Source organism: Fructilactobacillus sp. X2R1C3, assembly GCF_059901425.1.
Map to the genome: position 1 here is coordinate 306,771 of NZ_JBWXUW010000001.1, position 20,324 is coordinate 327,094.

The following is a 20,324-nucleotide window of genomic DNA, read 5'->3' on the forward strand; positions in this document are numbered from 1 at the left end:
ATGAAAGAGTATAATGTCGCAATTTTAGGTGCCACTGGTGCCGTTGGAACACGTCTCATGGATAAGTTAGCTGAATCAAGTATCCCGGTTAAAAGTCTGAAATTGTTGGCTTCTAAAAGATCCGCTGGGAAAAGGCTCGAGTATAAAGGCGACGAGTTAACCGTCGAAGAGGCCACTCCCGACTCATTTAACGGTGTTGATTTAGTCCTTGCTTCAGCCGGAGGTTCGGTTTCCAAAAAATTGTTACCAGAAGCCGTGAAGCGTGGTGCCGTTGCGGTTGACAATACGAGTGCGTTTCGAATGGACCCAAATGTTCCTCTGGTTGTGCCAGAAGTGAACCCGGATGCTTTAGAGAATCATCATGGGATCATTGCCAATCCAAACTGTTCCACCATTCAAATGGTAGTGGCGTTAGAGCCGATTAGAAAGCAGTTTGGGTTAAAACAAATTATTGTTTCTACTTATCAAGCTGCTTCAGGTGCCGGTCAGAGTGGACTTGATGAATTAAAAGATGAAGCACAAGAACACCTTGATGGCAAAAAAATGGATGCTCACATTTTCCCAGTCAAAGGTGAAAAGGAACATTATCCGTTGGCATTCAACCTCTTGCCCCAAATCGATGTGTTTGAAAAAGACGGTTATACCCATGAAGAGTGGAAGATGATTCACGAAACAAAGAAAATCATGCTGAATGATATGGATTCTGGAGATATTAAAGTGACTGCTACCTGTGTCAGAGTTCCAGTAGAGATTTGTCACGGTGAGTCAGTTTATTTCACTGTTAAGGATGCGAAAGCCGCCAGTCGTGAAAAGATCCAAAGGATTTTAAGTGATGCCCCTGGAGTAACCCTTAAAGATGATCCCAAAAAACAACTCTACCCACAACCAATCGACGCTGCCGGTAAGGAAGATACATACGTTGGAAGAGTTCGACCGGACCAGGAAAATGATGATGCCTATAACATGTGGGTCGTAGCGGACAATTTGTTAAAGGGTGCTGCACTAAATACGGTTGAAATTGGCGAAGAATTAGTCAAAAGAGATTTAATTTAATGATTGAATTTCTTGACGATGACGATAAGGAAGAGGATTAACATGCCTACTTTAAATGAAAACTTACAAAATCGGTTTAACAAGAATTTAACTCAACTGCAGCCATCAGCAATTAGAGCTTTTTCGGAGTCGATTTCTGATATTGACGGGTTGATTATGCTATCGGTGGGAGAACCAGGATTTAACACTCCTGAACACGTTAAAAAAGCAATGATGAAGAGTATTGAAGATAACCACTCACATTATTCTCCTCATAAGGGAATCAAATCCTTAAGAGATGCCATCAGCAACTTTATGGCAAAGAAATATAATTTAAAGTATGATCCTGATACTGAAGTAATGGTTAACATGGGAGCAACCGAAGCGCTTGCTTCGTCGATTCTTGCCACGGTTAATCCTGGCGATGAGGTTTTAATCCCGGCGCCTTTTTACCCACTTTATGAGTCATTAGTACGCTTTGCTGGTGGAAAACCAGTGTTTATTGATACGTCCAATTCTTATTTTGTTTTGACCCCTAAAGAATTGAATGAGGCACTCTCAAAGCATCCCAGTGCCAAGGCTTTGATATTAAATTATCCAAATAATCCAACGGGAGTTGAATATACGCCAAAGCAGTTAAAAGCACTGGTTCCAATTCTTAAACAACATTCGCTCTTTGTGATTACCGATGAGATCTATAGTGAGTTAACCTATGATATTAAGCATCATTCACTGGCAGAGTATTTACCTGATCAAACGATTGTAATTAATGGAGTGTCTAAATCTCACGCAATGACTGGTTATCGACTGGGATTCACGGTTGGACCCGCTGAATTTATCACCCAGGCTAATAAGATGCATGGTTATTTAGTTTCGTCACCATCAGATCCAGCTCAGTATGGCGCACTTGAGGCACTTAAGAATGGGATGGATGATGCTTTTTCGATGCGAGACGAATACCAGAAAAATCGTGATGAGGCCATTCCACGTTTAAAGAAGATGGGACTTGACCCGATTGATCCTACCGGAGCGTTTTATATCTTCGTAAAAATTCCAGCAACTTACGGAAATGATGACGTTCGTTTTGCCAAAGATTTAGCGCAAAACGCTAAAGTTGGAGTAATTCCCGGATCAGCGTTTGGTGATGCCGGTAAGGGCCACGTGCGAATTTCCTACGCTGCTTCTAGTGATGATTTAAAGGAAGCACTAAGTCGGATGGAAGACTATTTAAATTAAGTTGATTATTCAAAAAAAGCGGAATTAGACAGTTTGTCTAATTCCGCTTTTGGCTTAGAGTTGTTTAAAGATGCAGGTACGTTCCAAGGAAGAAACTAATCATCAAAATGATGAAAACGATGGTGGTAATGATGACGTACATCTTATCGTGTTCTTTATAAAATGAATAGATTGATACGACCACCCTTAGAACCGGCGTTAAGATTAAAGCAAAAACACCTAGCATCATGATGGAATAGGGCTTTAATTGAATAATTCCTTTTAGCAGTTGACCAAACGAGGTTAGGTAATAATGACTACCAAACCCAGTCGTTCCGGTAATTAGGTACAAGGCAAGTCCAAAGATCATGATGATGACGGAAACAATCACGCCGATACGCATAATTTTTCCGATTAATTGTTCAATTCGAATGTTTTCAGCTTTTTGATTTTTTTCACTTTGATTTACATTATTTTGAGTGCTCATGATAAGAAGTTCACCCCAAATCCTTTAAGAATCATTTGAACGCCAAGGTAAATTAGGATGGGAATAAAAATAATTCGAATTAACTTGGAAGGCATGATTTGCATTACGCGTGACCCGACGGTTGCTCCAACGATAATCCCAAGTGCCAGTGGAACGGCAATCTGAGGCAAAATTGATCCGTTGAAAAAGTAAATGGTGGCACTCGCTGCTGCCGTGACCCCCATCATTAAATTACTGGTGGAACTTGATGGTTTGAGTGGCATCTTCATGAAGGTGTCCATTGCAATCACCTTAAAGGCACCAGATCCAATTCCCAGCAAGCCACTGGCAATTCCGGCGCCAAACATTACGGTTAAACCAGCTGGAACGTTTGTCACCTTATAGTCAATCTGTTTTTTTAGGTTTTTGTCGTAGTAAGAACCATTTAGTTTGAGCTCTTTTGCGATCTTATCTTCACTAGTTGCATTTGTTTGAACCTGTTTTCCCCAAATTTTTTTAACCATGTTTAAACCGGAAAAGAAGAGTAACAGGCCAAATAAAACGTAGAGAAAGATTGGATTGATCACTCCAGTTAGTAAAGCACCGGCAACGGCACCAATGGAGGTGGCAATTTCTAGAAACATGGCTACCCGTAAGTTTAATACGTTGTCTTTTAGATAGGCGATCGTTGCTCCTGAACTGGTGGCAATCACGGCAATGATACTTGCACCAATCGCATATTTAATGTCGAGATTAAATCCGATGGTTAAAACCGGGGTAATGATCATCCCACCACCGATTCCTAGAATTGAACCTAGCACACCCGCAAAAACTCCTACCAGTAACATGATAATAAGGCTGTGAATCATTAATAAGACTCCAATCTATAAAATTCATAGTGCAATTATATCACACCAATCACGGCGATTTTGGCGCTTCTTTCAATCGGCTAATCGATATTATGTTATACTTTTTTTATATGAATTCTTGGAGGTAAGGCATTTATGATGATCGGAAAGGACGTTAGTCGTCCGTACAAATTAACAATTGCGTTTCTCTTATCGTTAATTCTGACGATTGGAGTCAAGATGAGTTTTGGATACGTTGGTTTTTTAGATTCAATGATAATCGGGACCATTCAAGGGTATCCATCTTCATTTGAAGAAACCATTTTCTCAATGATTAGTTTTGTCGCGAGTCCCAAGATGGACATTGTGTGGATACTTATAATTGCTATCTTGTTGTGGTGGTTTAAGTACAAGATACCGGCATTCTTTTCGCTGGTACTGGTTTTTGGTGGAGATGCCATTGGATTCGTGATTAAACACATCGTAGCGAAGCCCCGTCCCTCAATGCATTTGCCGGGTGACACTGGCTTTAGTTATCCTAGTGGACATGTTTTAGGAGCTTTTCTAGTGATTAGTGTTCTGTGGATCATAGTGGTTCCAATGATTAATCGCCAGTCAACTAAATGGATTATCAGAACTATTTTAGCAATTGTTCTTTTCCTAGTGATGATCTCACGGGTTTACCTGAATGCTCATTTTCCTTCAGATACCGTTGGCGCTGCTTTAATTGCTTATACATGGCTTCAAATTTGTGAATATGGGTACGTAAAGTGGGCCAAAGAATTAAGTATAACGAGGATTTTTCAGAATACAATTTACTAATTTCATGAAAGTGATTGATAATCGTTAACTTATCACTTATACTTTATCTATAATGAAATATGAATTCTAAGAAGAGGCGCGACTTTTATCAGTAATTGGCCAGAGATTCACTTAATCGATGAGGGCTTATGAAAGGGAAAGTTGCCGAAACTGATCACGTGGTAAATGATTGGTTGGGTCTTGATTTAATAAATTAAGGACTGTCGTGTATTGCACGGAGAGCTTTCTAAGATTACGATTAGTAAGAATTTGTGGACTCTTTTGGAAGTTATTCAAGAGGGTCTTTTTCTTTGTCGTTTTGTTATTAGGTTTCTTCTTAATTATTTAGGAGGAGAATTTATGTCTGAAAAAAATGGAAACGGACAGGTGAAGCGGGGATTAAAGTCTCGTCATGTGTCCATGATCGCCCTTGGTGGCTGTATTGGAACTGGTCTTTTTGTGACTAGTGGTGGAGCAATTCATAACGCTGGTCCTGGTGGTGCGTTAGTAGCATATGTATGTATGGGAATCATGGTTTATTTTTTGATGACCAGTTTGGGGGAAATGGCCACTAATATGCCAGTCTCTGGATCATTTGCTACATATTCAGCTAAGTACGTTGATCCGGCTCTAGGGTTTGCGATGGGTTGGAACTACTGGTTTAACTGGGCAATTACGGTGGCGGTTGACGTTAGTACGGTAGCAATTGTCATGCAATTCTGGCTACCACATTTTCCAAGCTGGATTTGGAGTTTAGCGGCTCTGTCACTGATTTTGTTAATTAATATCTTGTCCGTCAAGGCGTTTGGAGAAACTGAGTTCTGGATGTCATTGATCAAAGTGATTACGATTTTTATCTTTTTAGCCGTTGGAGTTTTGACCATTTTTGGAATTATGGGTGGTCACTTTATTGGAATGAGGAACTTTACCTATAAGCAGGCTCCCTTCGTCAACGGAATTCCCGGAATTCTGAGTGTTTTCGTAATTGCTGGATTCTCATTTCAAGGGACTGAGTTAGTTGGAATTACCGCTGGAGAGTCAGAGAATCCGCGGGAGACGGTTCCAAAAGCGATTCACGAAGTATTTTGGCGCATCATTTTATTCTATATTCTGGCAATTGTTGTGATCGCTGCCATCATTCCTTATACAAGTCCCGATTTGTTGGGATCAAGTGCCTCAGATGTTGCCATTAGTCCGTTCACGATCGTGTTTGAACGTGCCGGATTAGCTGGAGCTGCAAGTATCATGAACGCGGTCATCTTAACCTCCGTAATTTCTTCAGCTAACTCTGGGATGTACGCTTCAACGCGAATGTTGTATTCGATGGCTGATGAAGGCTATGCTCCAAAGGTCTTCGGGAAAGTATCAAAGCGTGGGATTCCCGTGCTAGCACTTTTAGCAACCATGGTAATTTCGTTGTTGACTTTTATGACCAGTATCTTTGGATCTAAGATTTACATGTGGTTAGTAGCTGCTTCCGGTTTAACTGGGTTTATTGCTTGGTTCGGGATTGCTCTTTCGCATTATCGATTTAGAAGGGCGTTTATAAAACAAGGACACAAGGTTTCAGAACTTAAATATCATGCAACCTGGTTCCCTGTAGGACCGATTATCACCTTAATCCTGTGTATCGTGGTTATTTGTGGTCAAGATATTGGTGCGTTTGCCCACTTTAACTTATTTGAGATTGCGGTCACCTATATGAGTGTTCCATTGGTTATCATCTTGTACTTTGGATACAAATTCGTTCATCATACCCATATAATTCCACTCGATCAAGTGGATGTCTCACCTTCAGAAGATTACACGGATGAAATTAAAAAGAATGAAAGCCAGTCTTAAATTCATGATTTTTAAATGGTACAATTACAACTGCAAATTCTTTAAACTAGTCTAAGGGGATCAAATAAATGATTGTATTATCAGGAACTATTGGAGCAGGGAAGACCACGTTAACGACATTATTGGCTGAGAAATTAAACTCACCAGCCTATTACGAGTCCGTTGATGATAATAAGATTCTTCCGTTGTTTTACAAAGACCCAAAGAAGTATGCTTTTTTGCTTCAGATTTATTTTTTAAATAAACGTTTGGATAGCATTAAAGAAGCTTCTTCTGATAAGTACAGCGTGATGGATCGTTCAATTTTTGAAGATTCATTACTGTTTCATCTAAACGCTGACCTTGGTCGAGCAACTGAAACAGAAGTTCAAATTTATGATTCTTTATTAAAGAACATGATGGAGCCGATCCCTAACGGTAAGTATAAGAAAACGCCGGACCTACTGATTTATATTGATATTTCTTTTGATACGATGCTCAAAAGAATTAAAAAGCGTGGAAGAAAGTACGAACAAATCGATAATGACAGTAGTTTGTATGAATACTATCGGGAATTAAACCAGAGATATTCAAAATGGTACGAGGATTATGACTTATCTCCCAAAATTAGGATTAACGGGGATAAGTATGATTTTGTCGAAGATGCGAACGCGAGAACCAAAGTTTTAAAGAGACTTTCTGACAAAATTCAGGAAGTATTAGGATAATTTAGAAGATTATTGTATAATTGACGCAATAAGTAAACGTGACGTGCCTATTAAGTAGAATCACAGAGAGACAATGTCGGTGAGAATTGTCATTTGAAAATTCCAGCACGTATTTCGGGCGGCTAATCCCGCACGGCAATTACCGTTATTAATTAATCGAGTGCCTTAATTGGAACTTGGGTGGTACCGCGAAAAGACTTTCGTCCCAACATGACGAGGGTCTTTTTGTGTCTTTTAAGGGAGGAAATTAAAATGTTAGATATGAAGTTGATTAGAAGTAATCCAGACTGGTATAAGGGAAAGCTAGCCGAGCGAAATGTGCCTGGCGAAGTGATTGACAATTTACTTAGAAAAGATTCAGAACGGCGTGATCTGATCGTTAAAAGTGAGTCACTTAAAGCTGAACGAAACGAAGTATCCGAAAAAATCTCGCAGTTAAAACGAAACAAAGAAGACGCCAATGATCAAATTACCAGGATGCGAGAAGTGGGAAAAGAGATCAAAGAACTAGATGAAAAACTAGAGACTATCAAAGCCGAACAACACGATATTGAGGCTCATTTACCCAATGTTCCCGCTGATGAAGTTCCCGTTAGTTTAACTGAAGAGGGTTCAAAAGAGTTAAGACGAATTGGTGAACCACGGAAGTTTGATTTCACCCCTAAACCCCACTGGGAAATTGGCGAAGACTTAGATATTTTAGATTTCAAGCGAAGTGCTAAAGTATCAGGAAGTCGTTTCGTATACTATCTAGGCGCAGGAGCCAAATTAGAACGGGCGGTATATAATTTTTATTTGGACCAAAATACCGATGCTGGCTACACCGAGGTCTTACCCCCCTACATGGTTAATTCTGATTCAATGTTTGGGACCGGGCAGTTTCCTAAATTCCTAGAAAATAAGGCTGGGTTTGAGATTAAGGATAGTGACCTGACCATGATTCCGACTGCTGAAGTTCCACTGGTTAATTTCTATCGCGACGAAGTCATTCCAGAAGAAAAACTGCCAGTGAAGTTCACCGCCTTGACCCCGGCGTTTAGATCAGAAGCGGGAAGTGCCGGAAAAGATACTCGGGGCTTAATTCGATTGCATCAATTTAACAAAGTTGAAATGGTCCAGTTTACTAAGCCCGAAGAGTCCTGGGATGCTTTAAAAGAAATCACGCATCAAGCAGAAACATTACTTCAAAAACTCGGTCTTCCTTATCATGTCATCACGCTAACATCAAGTGACATGAGCTTCACTGCCGCCGAAACCCATGATCTTGAAGTTTGGATGCCAGCTCAAAATCGGTATCGCGAAATTTCAAGTTGTTCTAACACACTTGATTTTCAGGCAAGACGAGCTCACATCCAATACAGAGATGAGAACGGCAAATTGCAGTACGTTCATACGTTAAACGGTTCTGGCTTAGCCGTTGGTAGAACGGTTGCCGCTATCCTTGAAAACTATCAAAATGAAGATGGAACGGTGAATGTGCCCGAAGTTCTTCAACCTTATATGCATGGGATGAAGAAGATTGTAAAAAATGAAAAATTTTAACAAAAATAGTAGAAATCAATAAGACATTCCGGTATAATAATATTTGTTGTATGACTGGTTTGAGAAGAATTGATGGTTGAAGCGTAACCAATTTGTTCTTGACGCTTAAACATCAAAATGATATTATTTAATAGTTGTCGTTGCGCTTCATTGCAATGATATCTATCAATGGAGGATTAGCTCAGCTGGGAGAGCATCTGCCTTACAAGCAGGAGGTCACAGGTTCGATCCCTGTATCCTCCATTTGAGCCGTTAGCTCAGTTGGTAGAGCATCTGACTTTTAATCAGAGGGTCGGCGGTTCGAACCCGCCACGGCTCATTGCCAGTAACACATTATTATGCGGGCGTGGCGGAACTGGCAGACGCGCTAGATTTAGGTTCTAGTGTCTTAGGACGTGGGGGTTCGAATCCCTTCGCCCGCATTGATTTTTCGCCGACTTAGCTCAGTTGGCTAGAGCGCTTCACTAGTAATGAAGAGGTCGTAGGTTCGAATCCTATAGTCGGCATATGCGGAAGTAGTTCAGTGGTAGAACGCCACCTTGCCATGGTGGAGGTCGCGGGTTCGAATCCCGTCTTCCGCTTTTTTGTTATCATCATGCCGGAGTGGCGGAATTGGCAGACGCACAGGACTTAAAATCCTGCGGTCAGTGATGACCGTACCGGTTCGATCCCGGTCCCCGGCATTTAAAATTTAAAACAGTAAGAGAGCCCTAGTAATAGGACTCTCTTTTTATTTAAAATACCGATTCAAGGTAGAAATACGGTTCAGACAGCGCTATCATAGAGTTAAATTAATGTTGTGATATGGGTAATAAGTTGATTTCCAGTTACATGACAAGTTAGAATTACGATAACAAGATGATTGATCAAATAAAGGAGAAACGATATGAAACTCGAGAAAAAATCGCCTTATGGGCTCAATAACGTAAGTGCTTTACTTAATGACGTTTCGATGAATGATGATCAATTAATTCATGTTGGTGAGAAGATGAGTAATGATGCCAACATGGAAGCCATGCGGAATTTCAAAGCTAGAAAGCGGGACATTAAGCCAATTTTGACTGAACGTGATTCACTGCTACTTAGTGGACTTCTGGGATTAAAACGAGAACGAATGGCCAAAAATCCGTTTTCTTTTTATCGGGGAAGCGTCGAGCTAATGAATCATGATTTAGCTACCATTCCCATGAGTGATATCAATCTGTTGATTGCGGGTGACGCTCACCTTGGTAACTTTGGTTTTTATGGTTCTCCAGAGCACCAACTTTTGTTTGATTTAAATGATTTTGACGAATCTCACGTAGGTCACTTTGAAGATGACTTGTTGCGTTTTCTGGTAAGCGCCTTACTTGTTGCTAAACAGCAAGGATTTGACATCGAAAATGAAGTCAATCCGTTTTTAAGGGATGTCTTGGAAGCCTATCGTAGTGCATTGGTCAGAATGACGGAGATTCCCGCTATGGATAAACTGACATTGCCTAATTCCATCAGAAATATTTCTAAGATTTTTGGTACATTAAAAGACGGTGAGAAGCATTTCAAAAAATCGTTTCAAAAAATCACCGCTAAGAGTATTAACAAGGCCCTTAGAAGTACTTCTGACTACGCGGTGGAAAAGTATACAACCGTTCTTAAAAACGGGGAGCGGCGTTTTATTGATAACGAACCAGTTACGGTTCACATCGGAAAAAAAGATTACCAGAAAATTAGTGATGGACTTGATCGTTACTACAACCATACCAAGAGTGATATTCGTTTCTTTCTCTCTAACTTCCAGATTGTCGACATTGTAAGACACAGTGTGGGAGTGGGAAGTGTTGGAACCCTTTGCTTTTTAGTTTTACTAGAGGATGCTAACAATAATTACTTGGTTTTGCAGATTAAACAAGCACTTCCAATTTATAAAAATAACGTTATTGGTATGAATAAAAATGATTCATTGGGTGAAAATATTGTTGATTGTCAGCTGATTCTTCAAACTGCCTCGGACCCATTTTTAGGGTGGTTTAATACTAGTAATAAGAGTTATTACGTTCGTCAGTTTAAAGATATGAAAGGTTCCGTAAATCTTAATAAGTTGGATTTAGACGCTTTTAAGGATTACGTGTTAGTTTGTGTGATTTTACTTGCACGAGCACACAGTCAATCACCAACGTTTCCGATGATTATTGGTTACCTAAAAAATAGCGACAAAGTCAAAAAATCATTCATTGAGTTCGCTAATGAATACATGAGACAAGTTGAGATTGATTATGATACGTTTATTAAGGATTTGAAATAACATGAAGAGAAATGAAGAGTACGTTGACTCATGCTATAACCGGGATTTGAGTTGGACTTTATTTAATCGAAGAGTGATTAATTTAGCGACTGAATCGTTCACTCCGTTTTTGGAAAAGCTGAAGTTTTTAGCAATTGGGTCAAATAATTTAGATGAATTTTATAGTGTCAGGGTTCCAAGCGTTCAGGGACAAATGGAGCTCAGTGATAATGGGATTGAAAAAAAGTCGGGGCTTCACTATAGCCAGATCCTGGACCAGATTCATGATCGTAATAACGAGAATTTTAAGATCCAATACAATGATTACGATAAATTAAATCAAGAGTTAAACGATAAAGACATTTGTTCAATTGAGTCCTATGAAGAACTGAATGACAAACAGAAGGATCAGGTCAATCAATATTTTATTCAAAAAATTCAACCGTCACTCGTTTTTAAAGAGTTTTATGAAAATTATGGATTAAAATTTCTTTCCAATAAACAAATTGCAATTGGTGTCCTAGTCAAGGGTGATGATAAAAAAGCCATTCGGATTATTCCCATTCCTTCTAAGTTTGATCGTTTGGTTTCGGTTAAGTCGAATGGGATTGACACATATATCTTACTTGAAGATTTGATTAACCATAACCTCAAACGTCTCTTTAATGGAAAAGAAATTAGTGGAACGGTCGTCTTTAGAGTCACCAGAGACCTTGATGCCACCCTAGATGTTGAAAAAGAGGATAATAACTTTGAAACAATTTCTCGGATGCGTCAGTATCTGGTTGATAGGGAAAAGGGGAAGGTAACCCGATTTGAAGTTGAGGAATTTGATGGTAATACCGATAGTGATTTCTTAAACGATTTTATTGATAAGTTTAAGATCGAAAAGAATGCCATTTTTAAGATTCCTGGGCCAGTTGATTTAACTTATCTGTTTGAGATCGTCAGCAAGTATTCGCCTGATTATCCCGAATATTGTTACGCCAAATTTAACCCACGAACTTGGCCTGCTTCTACCTCAATGCTTTCGTATTTGGATCAAAAGGATCTTCTTATCCAGTATCCGTATGATTCGTTTAGTCAGTTTTTGCAGTTCTTAAAAGAAGCGGTCGAAAATCCTAAAACAGTTGCGATTAAACAAACCCTGTACCGTGTTTCCAAACACTCTGAAGTGGTTGATTTACTAGCAAAAGCCGCTCAAAAGGGAATTAAAACCACCGTTGTGGTTGAATTAAGAGCTCGGTTTGATGAAAAGAACAACTTGAAGGTGACTGAAAAACTGAAAAATGCTGGCGTTCATGTTATTTTTGGAAAGAAAGACATGAAAGTTCACAGCAAAACTTGTTTGGTTTTAACAAAAGATGGCGATCATCCAAAGGGCTATATCCAAGTTGGAACGGGAAACTACAACATGCAGACGGCGAAGGGATTTGTCGACCTTAGTTTTTTTACCAGTAAGGATGACTATGTTCAGGATTTAGCGAAGTTTTTCGATTATTTACAGGCTCCGGACGCTGCTCAGCCAAGTTATCAAGTGTTATCGGCATCTCCCCATCAAATCCAAGATCAAGTGATTGATGGGATCCAAGAAGTTAAAGAAAGCTATTTAAGAACTGGAAAGGGAGCAGTCTTCTTAAAGATTAATTCGTTGACTGATGTAGAAGTGATTTCAGCCATTTACGATGCAGCTAGAGTGGGTGTACCATTTAGGCTCGTTGTTAGAGGAGCTTGTTGTCTTAAACTTGGAATTTGCGGGAAAAAAGAAAAAATTGTAGTTTCGAGTATTGTTGGTGAGTTTTTGGAACATAGCCGAATTTATGGCTTCTTCACTCAGGATGATTCTAAATTGTGGATATCTTCTGCGGATTTAATGACAAGAAACATGGATAATCGAGTCGAGCTAGCGGCGCCAATTCTTGATCCAAAACTAAAGCAACAGCTTTTAAACATCATCGACATTTACGCTCAAGATGATGTGGATGGGAGCTTTTTAAAGCCTGATGGTGAGTACTTTAAGTTCAAGCATCCCAAAGGGAAGTCTGCCCAACAAACCTTCTTAAAAATTATCGATGATCCTAAATTAAATAATAAAAAACACGTTTCTAAACGTCACGACATTCGAATTAACGTCAAAAATGATTCCAAGTTAAAGAACGAATGGTTCTATGTTTCGATTCTAGTCGTTACGATTATCGTGGTAGTGGGCGTATTATTGTGGTGGTAAAGGTAACTAGATTTTTTCTGGTTACTTTTTTTATTTTTCTTTCCCAAACTCGGATACTTCTGGTATAATAATATATGTTCGCTGATGAATGTGAACGTTTAATAATTATGCACCTATAGCGCAATTGGATAGAGTGTCTGACTACGAATCAGAAGGTTGTAGGTTCGACTCCTACTAGGTGCATTCATCGGGAAGTAGCTCAGCTTGGTAGAGCACCTGGTTTGGGACCAGGGGGTCGCAGGTTCGAATCCTGTCTTCCCGATTTTTATATACTTTTTAATATTTAAGCATCGGGAAATAGCTCAGCTTGGTAGAGCGCCACGTTCGGGACGTGGAGGTCGCAAGTTCGAATCTTGTTTTCCCGATTTTTTTATTACCTTGGTTTCCAAGAGTATTTACTTGGAATTTACGAATCTTCTTTGTATAATAATAGTCAACATTAGTCAGAGATGAGATGAGTTTATGGCAAGCCGTAATATATCGGACATTATTGAAGATTATTTGAAGGATATGCTAGGTGATAATGATCAAGAACGAGTCGAGATTCGTCGATCAGACATTGCCAATCATTTTGACGTGGTGCCGTCACAAATTAACTATGTAATTAAGACGCGTTTTACGTTGCGTAATGGTTATTTAGTTGAAAGCAAACGTGGTGGTGGTGGTTACATCAGGATTGAAAAAATCAATTTAATGGATAATTCGGATGTCCTAGACAGTTTGATTGATTCAATCGGTGATGAAATTTCCGAGAAGGATGAAGAATCAATTTTAACCACCTTATATGCTAATGGAGTCATTACCGAGAAAGAGAAGAACATGATTGCTGCTATTTTAAAGAAAGAGGCAATTAAACTGCCTGATCAAGCAATGGAATATCAGGTTAGAGCGAGTGTTCTGGAGGCTTTACTTTACCGGCTTAAATATGAGTGTTAGTTTGATTATGGATTATGATTTGAAGAGAAATGAAGGGAGATTTGCATATGCATAATTTATTTACCCCTAGTGCAAAAAATGTTTTGGTAATTGCCCAAGAACAAGCTAAGAGTTTCCAGCACCAAGCTGTTGGAACCGAACACATGCTATTGGCACTTACCATTGAGAAGAATGGGATTGCTTATCAAACTCTCCAACAACTTGCCGTCAGCGAGGCGGACGTTAGAGAAGAAATTGAGCAGTTGGCTGGATATGGTAATTTGAAGGTAGATGGAAACACGTATTTGCCGTATTCTCCGAAAATGAAGGAAATTTTAGCTTTAGCTGGGAAGATTGCTAAACAGTATGGCTCAACCAAAGTAGGAACTGAACACATTTTGCTAGCTTTAACTAGTGATGATGCGATGCTCTCTTCAAGAATTTTGACTAACCTGGGAGTTAGCCCAGAACAAGTCCGGAAAGTAACGATCCGGAAAATGGGGGTTGCAGATACTAATATGGCTTCTGAAAACAATTCAAATGGTGAGTCAGAACAAAGCGAAACTCCAACTTTAGATTCACTAGCACGTGATTTGACGAAAGCTGCTCGAGATAATCAGCTTGATCCAGTGGTTGGAAGAACCTCTGAAGTTCGTCGTGTCATTCAGGTTTTGAGTCGAAGAACTAAAAATAATCCAGTTTTAATTGGTGAACCTGGTGTTGGTAAGACTGCCATTGCCGAAGGTTTAGCGGAAAAGATTGTGAATAAATCCGTTCCTGCTGATATGCAAAATAAGCGGGTAATGGAATTAGACATGGGATCACTGGTTGCTGGTACTAAGTATCGTGGCCAATTTGAAGATCGTTTAAAGAAGGTCTTAAAAGAAGTCGAAGATAGTGGAAATGTCATTCTCTTTATTGATGAGTTGCATACCTTGATTGGTGCTGGTGGAACTGAGGGATCAGTTGATGCTTCAAATATTTTAAAGCCGTCTCTTGCTCGTGGTCAGGTTCAAGTCATTGGGGCTACTACCTTAGATGAATATCAGAAGTACATTGAATCTGATGAAGCGTTAGAACGTCGTTTTGCAACGGTTGAAGTTGAAGAACCAAGTAAGGATGAATCACGGAAGATTCTTAAGGGATTACGTCCCAAATACGAAGAACACCATCACGTTCAAATCACTGATGATGCCATTAATGCGGCCGTTGATTTATCTAGTCGTTACATTAGTGATCGTTATCTTCCTGACAAGGCAATTGACTTGATGGACGAAGGTGCCGCTAAAGTTAGACTGGATTCAACCGGAAAAGATGACAAATTGGCAAGTGCTGAGTCAAAACTTAGTTCCGTTAAAAATGATAAGGACAAAGCCATTGAGGAACAGCGCTTTGAAGATGCGGTTTCAATTCGTAAGCAAGAACAAAAGTTACAAAAAGAGATTGCTGATTTAACCCAAAAACAACGCATTAAAGAAAATGATGCTAACAAGACCCATAATTATCAATTAAAAGAAAATGCTGAAGATATTGCTCAAATTGTTTCCGAATGGACTGGAATTCCAGTTACTCATTTGAAACAGTCTGACAAGAAGCGTTTAGTAAACTTAGAAAAGATTTTACACGAACGAGTTGTGGGACAAGATGAAGCTGTCTCAGCAGTTGCAAGAGCAATTCGTCGGGCACGAAGTGGACTTAAAGATCCCAATCGTCCCATTGGATCATTCATGTTTCTTGGGCCAACTGGAGTTGGTAAAACTGAACTTGCCAAGGATTTAGCTAAGGCAATGTTTGGCTCAGAAGATGACATGATCAGAGTTGACATGAGTGAATTCATGGAAAAGTATTCGACTAGCCGGATGGTTGGATCAGCTCCTGGTTACGTTGGCTACGATGAAGGTGGTCAACTTACCGAAAAGGTTCGAAAGCATCCATACTCGGTTGTTCTACTTGATGAGGTTGAAAAGGCTCATCCTGACGTCTTTAACTTGCTACTTCAAGTTCTAGATGACGGGTACCTAACCGATGCCAAGGGCCGAAAAGTAGACTTTCGAAACACGGTTATCATTATGACTTCCAACATTGGTGCTACTGAGCTTCAATACAAGAACACCGTTGGATTTGCCGCTGAAAAGTCCGGTAATGATGATAACTACGATGCTATGAAGGCCACGATTCAAGAACAGTTGAAGAAATTCTTCAAACCAGAATTTTTGAACCGAATTGATGATACGGTGATCTTCCATTCCTTGACTAAGTCAGAATTACACCGAATCGTTAAATTAATGTCTCAAGAACTGATTGATCGTGCTAATGGATTGGGTTACAAGGTTAGAATAACTCCAGCTGCCATTGATTTAGTTGCTGAAGTTGGCTACAATCCAACTTATGGTGCAAGACCAATTCGAAGAGCTTTACAGGATAAAGTTGAAGATCCACTGAGTGAAGACTTACTAGCGGGTAAGTTCAAACCTGGTGATCAGATTACGATCGGTGCGCATAAAAACAAGATTACGATCAATAGACGTGAAGTTAAGAATCCTAAAGAAGAAATTCTAAGTAAATAACGTTAAAACTCCCAGTAAAATTTTGCTGAGAGTTTTTGTGCGTATTGATTGACTTTTACTTTGATTCTTTGTATTATATGTAGAGTATGTAACTGGGAATTGAAATGAGTCATTGCGATCTATTGTCCGTGATGGCGTTTATAAGAACCAAAAGTAAGATTTAGATCTTATTTTTGGATTTTTTTTGCTCAAAAACCAGAAATATGGCTTTTTGTAACAAAAACGTAACATTTCTTTTTCGTGGAATTTTAGGGAGAGGTGAATAACTTGGCAGGACACATTGTAAAGTATGGAAAACACAGAACCCGTAGAAGTTATTCCAGAATTAAGAAGGTATTGGATCTTCCAAATTTGATTGAGATTCAAACTAATTCTTATAACTGGTTCTTAGACGAAGGTTTGCGTCAAATGTTTAAAGATATTATGCCAATTGAGGATTTTCAGGGAAAGCTTTCACTAGATTTCGTTGATTATAAACTATTGGAACCTAAGTACACGGTTGATGAAGCACGTGCTCATGAGGCAAATTATTCAGCCCCATTACACGTCACTCTCAAGTTAACCAACCATGAAACCGGTGAGATTAAGACTCAAGATGTTTTCTTTGGTGACTTTCCACTTATGACTGACCAAGGAACTTTCATCATTAACGGTGCAGAACGTGTTATCGTTTCTCAATTAGTGCGATCACCAGGTGTTTATTACCATAAAGATCTCGACAAAAATGGTCGTGAAATTTACAGTTCAACTGTGATCCCTAACCGTGGTGCTTGGATGGAATTTGAGACTGATGCAAAGAATATCTCATACGTTCGAATTGATCGTACTAGAAAGATTCCTTTGACTGAATTAGTTCGTGCCCTTGGTTTTGGTTCAGATGATGAAATCACTGAGATTTTTGGAAATACTAATGATAGTCTCTCACTTACCCTTGAAAAAGACGTCCATAAGGATGCCGATGATTCTCGTGTTGAGGAATCATTAAAGGATATTTACGAACGCTTGCGTCCTGGTGAACCAAAGACAGCTGAGTCAGCAAGAAACTTGTTAACCCAAAGATTCTTTGATCCAAAACGTTACGACATGGCACCAGTTGGTCGTTACAAGACGAACCAAAAATTGAGCATGAAGACTCGGTTAATGGGATTAGCTTTGGCCGAAACCCTAGCTGACCCAGATACTGGTGAAATCATTGCTAATAAAGGTGATGTGATTGACAAAGAATTGATGGAAAAGTTGAAGCCGTACTTGGCTAACAAAGATTTTAAGGCTTACACCTTTAATCCTTCCGATCAAGCTGTCGTAACTGATCCAGTTACTGTTCAAGTAATTAAAGTATATTCAAATACAGATCCAGACAAAGTCGTTCCAGTAATTGGTAATGACAATATTGATCTGGACTATAAACACATTACCCCAGCAGATATCTTGGCTGAAATCAATTACTTCTTGGATCTTCAAGAGGGAATTGGATCTGTTGATGATATTGATCACTTGGGGAACCGTCGTGTTCGATCAGTTGGTGAATTACTGCAAAACCAATTCCGAATTGGTCTTTCACGGATGGAACGAGTTGTTAGAGAAAGAATGTCCATTCAGGATGCTTCAACGGTAACACCACAACAACTAATTAATATTAGACCAGTGGTTGCTTCTGTTAAAGAATTCTTTGGTTCATCACAACTTTCACAATTCATGGATCAGACTAACCCGTTAGGTGAATTGACCCACAAACGTCGTTTATCTGCTTTAGGACCTGGTGGTATCACTAGAGACCGTGCTGGATACGAAGTTCGTGATGTTAACTACACCCACTATGGTCGAATCTGTCCAATTGAAACTCCCGAAGGTCCTAACATTGGACTAATTAACTCACTTTCAAGTTATGCTCGGGTTAACAAATATGGATTCATCGAAACTCCATATCGTCGTGTTGACTGGACTACTCACAAAGTTACCGATAAAATCGATTACTTAACTGCTAACGATGAAGATAAATACGTGATTGCACAGGCTAACTCTCCATTAAATGAAGACGCAACCTTCCAAGACGATCAGGTTATGGCACGTGATAAGTCTCAATACGTTGAAACGAATTCAAAGAACGTTGACTACATGGATGTTTCACCAAAGCAAGTTGTTGCGGTTGCAACGGCATGTATTCCGTTCCTAGAAAATGATGACTCAAACCGGGCCCTAATGGGTGCTAACATGCAGCGTCAGGCTGTTCCTTTGATCAGACCACACGCACCACTTGTTGGAACTGGGATGGAATATCAAGCAGCCCATGATTCTGGAGTTGCTAAGATTGCTAAGTATCCTGGGACCGTTGAGTACGTTGACGCAAGAGAAATCAGGGTAAGACGTGATAATGGCACTTTAGATACGTACAAATTGATGAAGTTTATGCGTTCTAACGGTGGTAAGAACTATAACCAAACTCCGATTGTAAAAATTGGGGATCATGTTGATGCCGATGAAATTATCGCTGATGGTCCAGCCATGGAAAATGGTGAACTTGCATTAGGACAAAATCCAACCGTTGCCTTTATGACATGGCAGGGTTATAACTTTGAAGATGCCATTGCTATTTCTGAACGACTAGTTAAAGATGATGCTTACACTTCGATTCATATTGAAGAGTATGAATCAGAAACTAGGGACACCAAACTTGGACCTGAGGAAATGACTAGAGAAATTCCTAACGTCGGTGAAGATGCTCTAAAGGATCTTGACGAAGACGGAATTATCAGAGTCGGTGCCGAAGTTCATGACAACGATATTTTGGTTGGTAAAGTAACTCCTAAGGGTGTTACTGAATTATCTTCTGAAGAACGACTTCTTCATGCTATCTTTGGTGAAAAGGCTCGAGAAGTTCGTGATACTTCACTTCGAGTACCTCATGGTGCCGGTGGAATTGTCCAAGACGTTAAAGTCTTTACTAGAGAAAACGGTGACGAATTAAAGCCCGGTGTAAACAAGATGGTTCGAGTTTACATTGCCCAGAAACGTAAACTTCAAGTTGGAGATAAGATGGCTGGAAAGCATGGTAACAAAGGTACCGTTTCCGTTATCATCCCTGAAGAAGACATGCCATATATGCCAGATGGTACCCCAATCGACATCTTATTGAGTCCCATGGGTGTTCCATCACGTATGAACATTGGACAGGTGCTTGAAATGCACCTTGGAATGGCTGCTAAGAAGCTTGGTATTCACGTAGCCACCCCAGTATTTGATGGTGCTCGTAGTGAAGATATTACCGAAGCCTTGAAGGAAGCTGGCATGCCAGCTGATGGTAAGACCGTTCTGTATGATGGTAGAACCGGTGAACCATTTGACAAACGAATCGCTGTTGGAGTCATGGGTTACTTGAAACTTAACCATATGGCTGAAGACAAGATTCATGCGAGAGCCATTGGACCTTACTCACTAGTTACGCAACAACCACTTGGTGGTAAAGCTCAATTTGGTGGACAGCGTTTTGGTGAAATGGAAGTTTGGGCTCTTGAAGCTTATGGTGCTGCCCACACTCTCCAAGAAATCTTGACTTACAAGTCAGATGATGTTGTTGGACGTGTTAAGACCTATGAAGCAATTGTCAAGGGCGATCCAATTCCTAAACCGGGTGTTCCTGAGTCATTCCGAGTACTAGTTAAAGAATTACAAGCATTGGGACTGGACATGAAGGTTCTTGATGCCGAAAACAAACAAATTGATTTGCGTGACATGGACGATGACGAAGATGTTGTTAACGTGAACGCATTGAGTAAGTTTGCTCAAAAACAAGATGATAAAAATGAGAAGGATAAAGAAAAGAAAGATGAAAATGAGAAACAAACTCCAACTTCATCTGATGCCGACTCAAAAAATGATACAAATGACGACAATAAATAATAAAG

At 39.7% G+C, this 20,324-nt stretch carries 13 protein-coding genes, 9 tRNA genes and 1 riboswitch; of the genes, 20 read left to right on the top strand and 2 right to left on the bottom strand.

The genetic code is table 11. The features are described 5' to 3' along the window. On the top strand, positions 1–1,053 hold the full coding sequence (locus tag AC6UDD_RS01515) for an aspartate-semialdehyde dehydrogenase (RefSeq protein WP_500717897.1): 1,053 nt from the start codon (positions 1–3) through the stop codon (positions 1,051–1,053). 42 nt (positions 1,054–1,095) lie between these two features. Continuing rightward, a complete protein-coding gene (locus tag AC6UDD_RS01520; protein ID WP_500717900.1) occupies positions 1,096–2,268 on the top strand; it encodes an aminotransferase class I/II-fold pyridoxal phosphate-dependent enzyme in 1,173 nt (390 codons plus the stop codon). Positions 2,269–2,332: 64 nt separating this feature from the next. On the opposite strand, the gene AC6UDD_RS01525 is transcribed toward AC6UDD_RS01520, so the two are convergent. Then, positions 2,333–2,734 (bottom strand): DUF1634 domain-containing protein, encoded by a 402-nt coding sequence (locus tag AC6UDD_RS01525; RefSeq protein WP_500717903.1) that lies wholly within the window; start codon positions 2,732–2,734, stop codon positions 2,333–2,335. Continuing rightward, positions 2,731–3,582 carry a sulfite exporter TauE/SafE family protein gene (locus tag AC6UDD_RS01530; RefSeq protein ID WP_500717906.1) on the bottom strand — a complete coding sequence of 284 codons (852 nt, stop codon included), beginning with the start codon at positions 3,580–3,582 and terminating at the stop codon, positions 2,731–2,733. The genes AC6UDD_RS01525 and AC6UDD_RS01530 overlap by 4 nt, the downstream gene beginning before the upstream one ends. Positions 3,583–3,717: 135 nt before the next feature. Between AC6UDD_RS01530 and AC6UDD_RS01535 the strand changes: the two genes are divergently transcribed. The 18 genes from AC6UDD_RS01535 to rpoB all read left to right on the top strand — a co-directional run bounded on the left by AC6UDD_RS01535 (position 3,718) and on the right by rpoB (position 20,319). Beyond that, a complete protein-coding gene (locus AC6UDD_RS01535; RefSeq protein WP_500717910.1) occupies positions 3,718–4,383 on the top strand; it encodes a phosphatase PAP2 family protein in 666 nt (221 codons plus the stop codon). Positions 4,384–4,446: 63 nt separating this feature from the next. Then, positions 4,447–4,616, top strand: a riboswitch (Lysine riboswitch). Between the two features lie 106 nt (positions 4,617–4,722). Continuing rightward, a complete protein-coding gene (locus tag AC6UDD_RS01540; protein WP_500717914.1) occupies positions 4,723–6,204 on the top strand; it encodes an amino acid permease in 1,482 nt (493 codons plus the stop codon). Between the two features lie 68 nt (positions 6,205–6,272). Continuing rightward, complete coding sequence (locus AC6UDD_RS01545) at positions 6,273–6,911, top strand: deoxynucleoside kinase (protein ID WP_500717919.1); 639 nt, start codon at positions 6,273–6,275, stop codon at positions 6,909–6,911. 252 nt (positions 6,912–7,163) lie between these two features. Then, positions 7,164–8,453, top strand: a complete 1,290-nt coding sequence (gene serS / locus AC6UDD_RS01550; RefSeq protein ID WP_500717921.1) for a serine--tRNA ligase — start codon at positions 7,164–7,166, stop codon at positions 8,451–8,453. Between the two features lie 170 nt (positions 8,454–8,623). Beyond that, positions 8,624–8,696: transfer RNA gene (locus AC6UDD_RS01555), tRNA-Val, on the top strand. A 3-nt stretch (positions 8,697–8,699) separates the two neighbouring features. Then, positions 8,700–8,772: transfer RNA gene (locus AC6UDD_RS01560), tRNA-Lys, on the top strand. Positions 8,773–8,793: 21 nt separating this feature from the next. Beyond that, positions 8,794–8,875: transfer RNA gene (locus AC6UDD_RS01565), tRNA-Leu, on the top strand. A gap of 10 nt (positions 8,876–8,885) precedes the next feature. Next, a tRNA-Thr gene (locus tag AC6UDD_RS01570) sits at positions 8,886–8,959 on the top strand. A gap of 3 nt (positions 8,960–8,962) precedes the next feature. After that, positions 8,963–9,034, top strand: a tRNA-Gly gene (locus AC6UDD_RS01575). Between the two features lie 16 nt (positions 9,035–9,050). Then, positions 9,051–9,136, top strand: a tRNA-Leu gene (locus AC6UDD_RS01580). A gap of 203 nt (positions 9,137–9,339) precedes the next feature. Next, positions 9,340–10,734, top strand: a complete 1,395-nt coding sequence (locus AC6UDD_RS01585; protein ID WP_500717925.1) for a DUF2252 domain-containing protein — start codon at positions 9,340–9,342, stop codon at positions 10,732–10,734. 1 nt (position 10,735) lies between these two features. Then, positions 10,736–12,940 (top strand): polyphosphate kinase 1, encoded by a 2,205-nt coding sequence (gene ppk1 / locus AC6UDD_RS01590; RefSeq protein WP_500717930.1) that lies wholly within the window; start codon positions 10,736–10,738, stop codon positions 12,938–12,940. A 109-nt stretch (positions 12,941–13,049) separates the two neighbouring features. Beyond that, positions 13,050–13,123, top strand: a tRNA-Arg gene (locus tag AC6UDD_RS01595). Between the two features lie 5 nt (positions 13,124–13,128). Continuing rightward, positions 13,129–13,202: transfer RNA gene (locus AC6UDD_RS01600), tRNA-Pro, on the top strand. 29 nt (positions 13,203–13,231) lie between these two features. After that, positions 13,232–13,305: transfer RNA gene (locus AC6UDD_RS01605), tRNA-Pro, on the top strand. A 97-nt stretch (positions 13,306–13,402) separates the two neighbouring features. Next, the gene (locus tag AC6UDD_RS01610) at positions 13,403–13,876 is read left to right on the top strand and encodes a CtsR family transcriptional regulator (protein ID WP_500699270.1); all 474 of its coding nucleotides are present in this window, start codon (positions 13,403–13,405) and stop codon (positions 13,874–13,876) included. A 47-nt stretch (positions 13,877–13,923) separates the two neighbouring features. After that, complete coding sequence (locus AC6UDD_RS01615) at positions 13,924–16,422, top strand: ATP-dependent Clp protease ATP-binding subunit (protein ID WP_500717933.1); 2,499 nt, start codon at positions 13,924–13,926, stop codon at positions 16,420–16,422. A 258-nt stretch (positions 16,423–16,680) separates the two neighbouring features. After that, positions 16,681–20,319: a DNA-directed RNA polymerase subunit beta gene (gene rpoB, locus AC6UDD_RS01620; RefSeq protein ID WP_500717936.1), complete on the top strand. Its 3,639-nt coding sequence runs from the start codon at positions 16,681–16,683 to the stop codon at positions 20,317–20,319. The last annotated feature ends 5 nt before the right edge of the window (positions 20,320–20,324 follow it).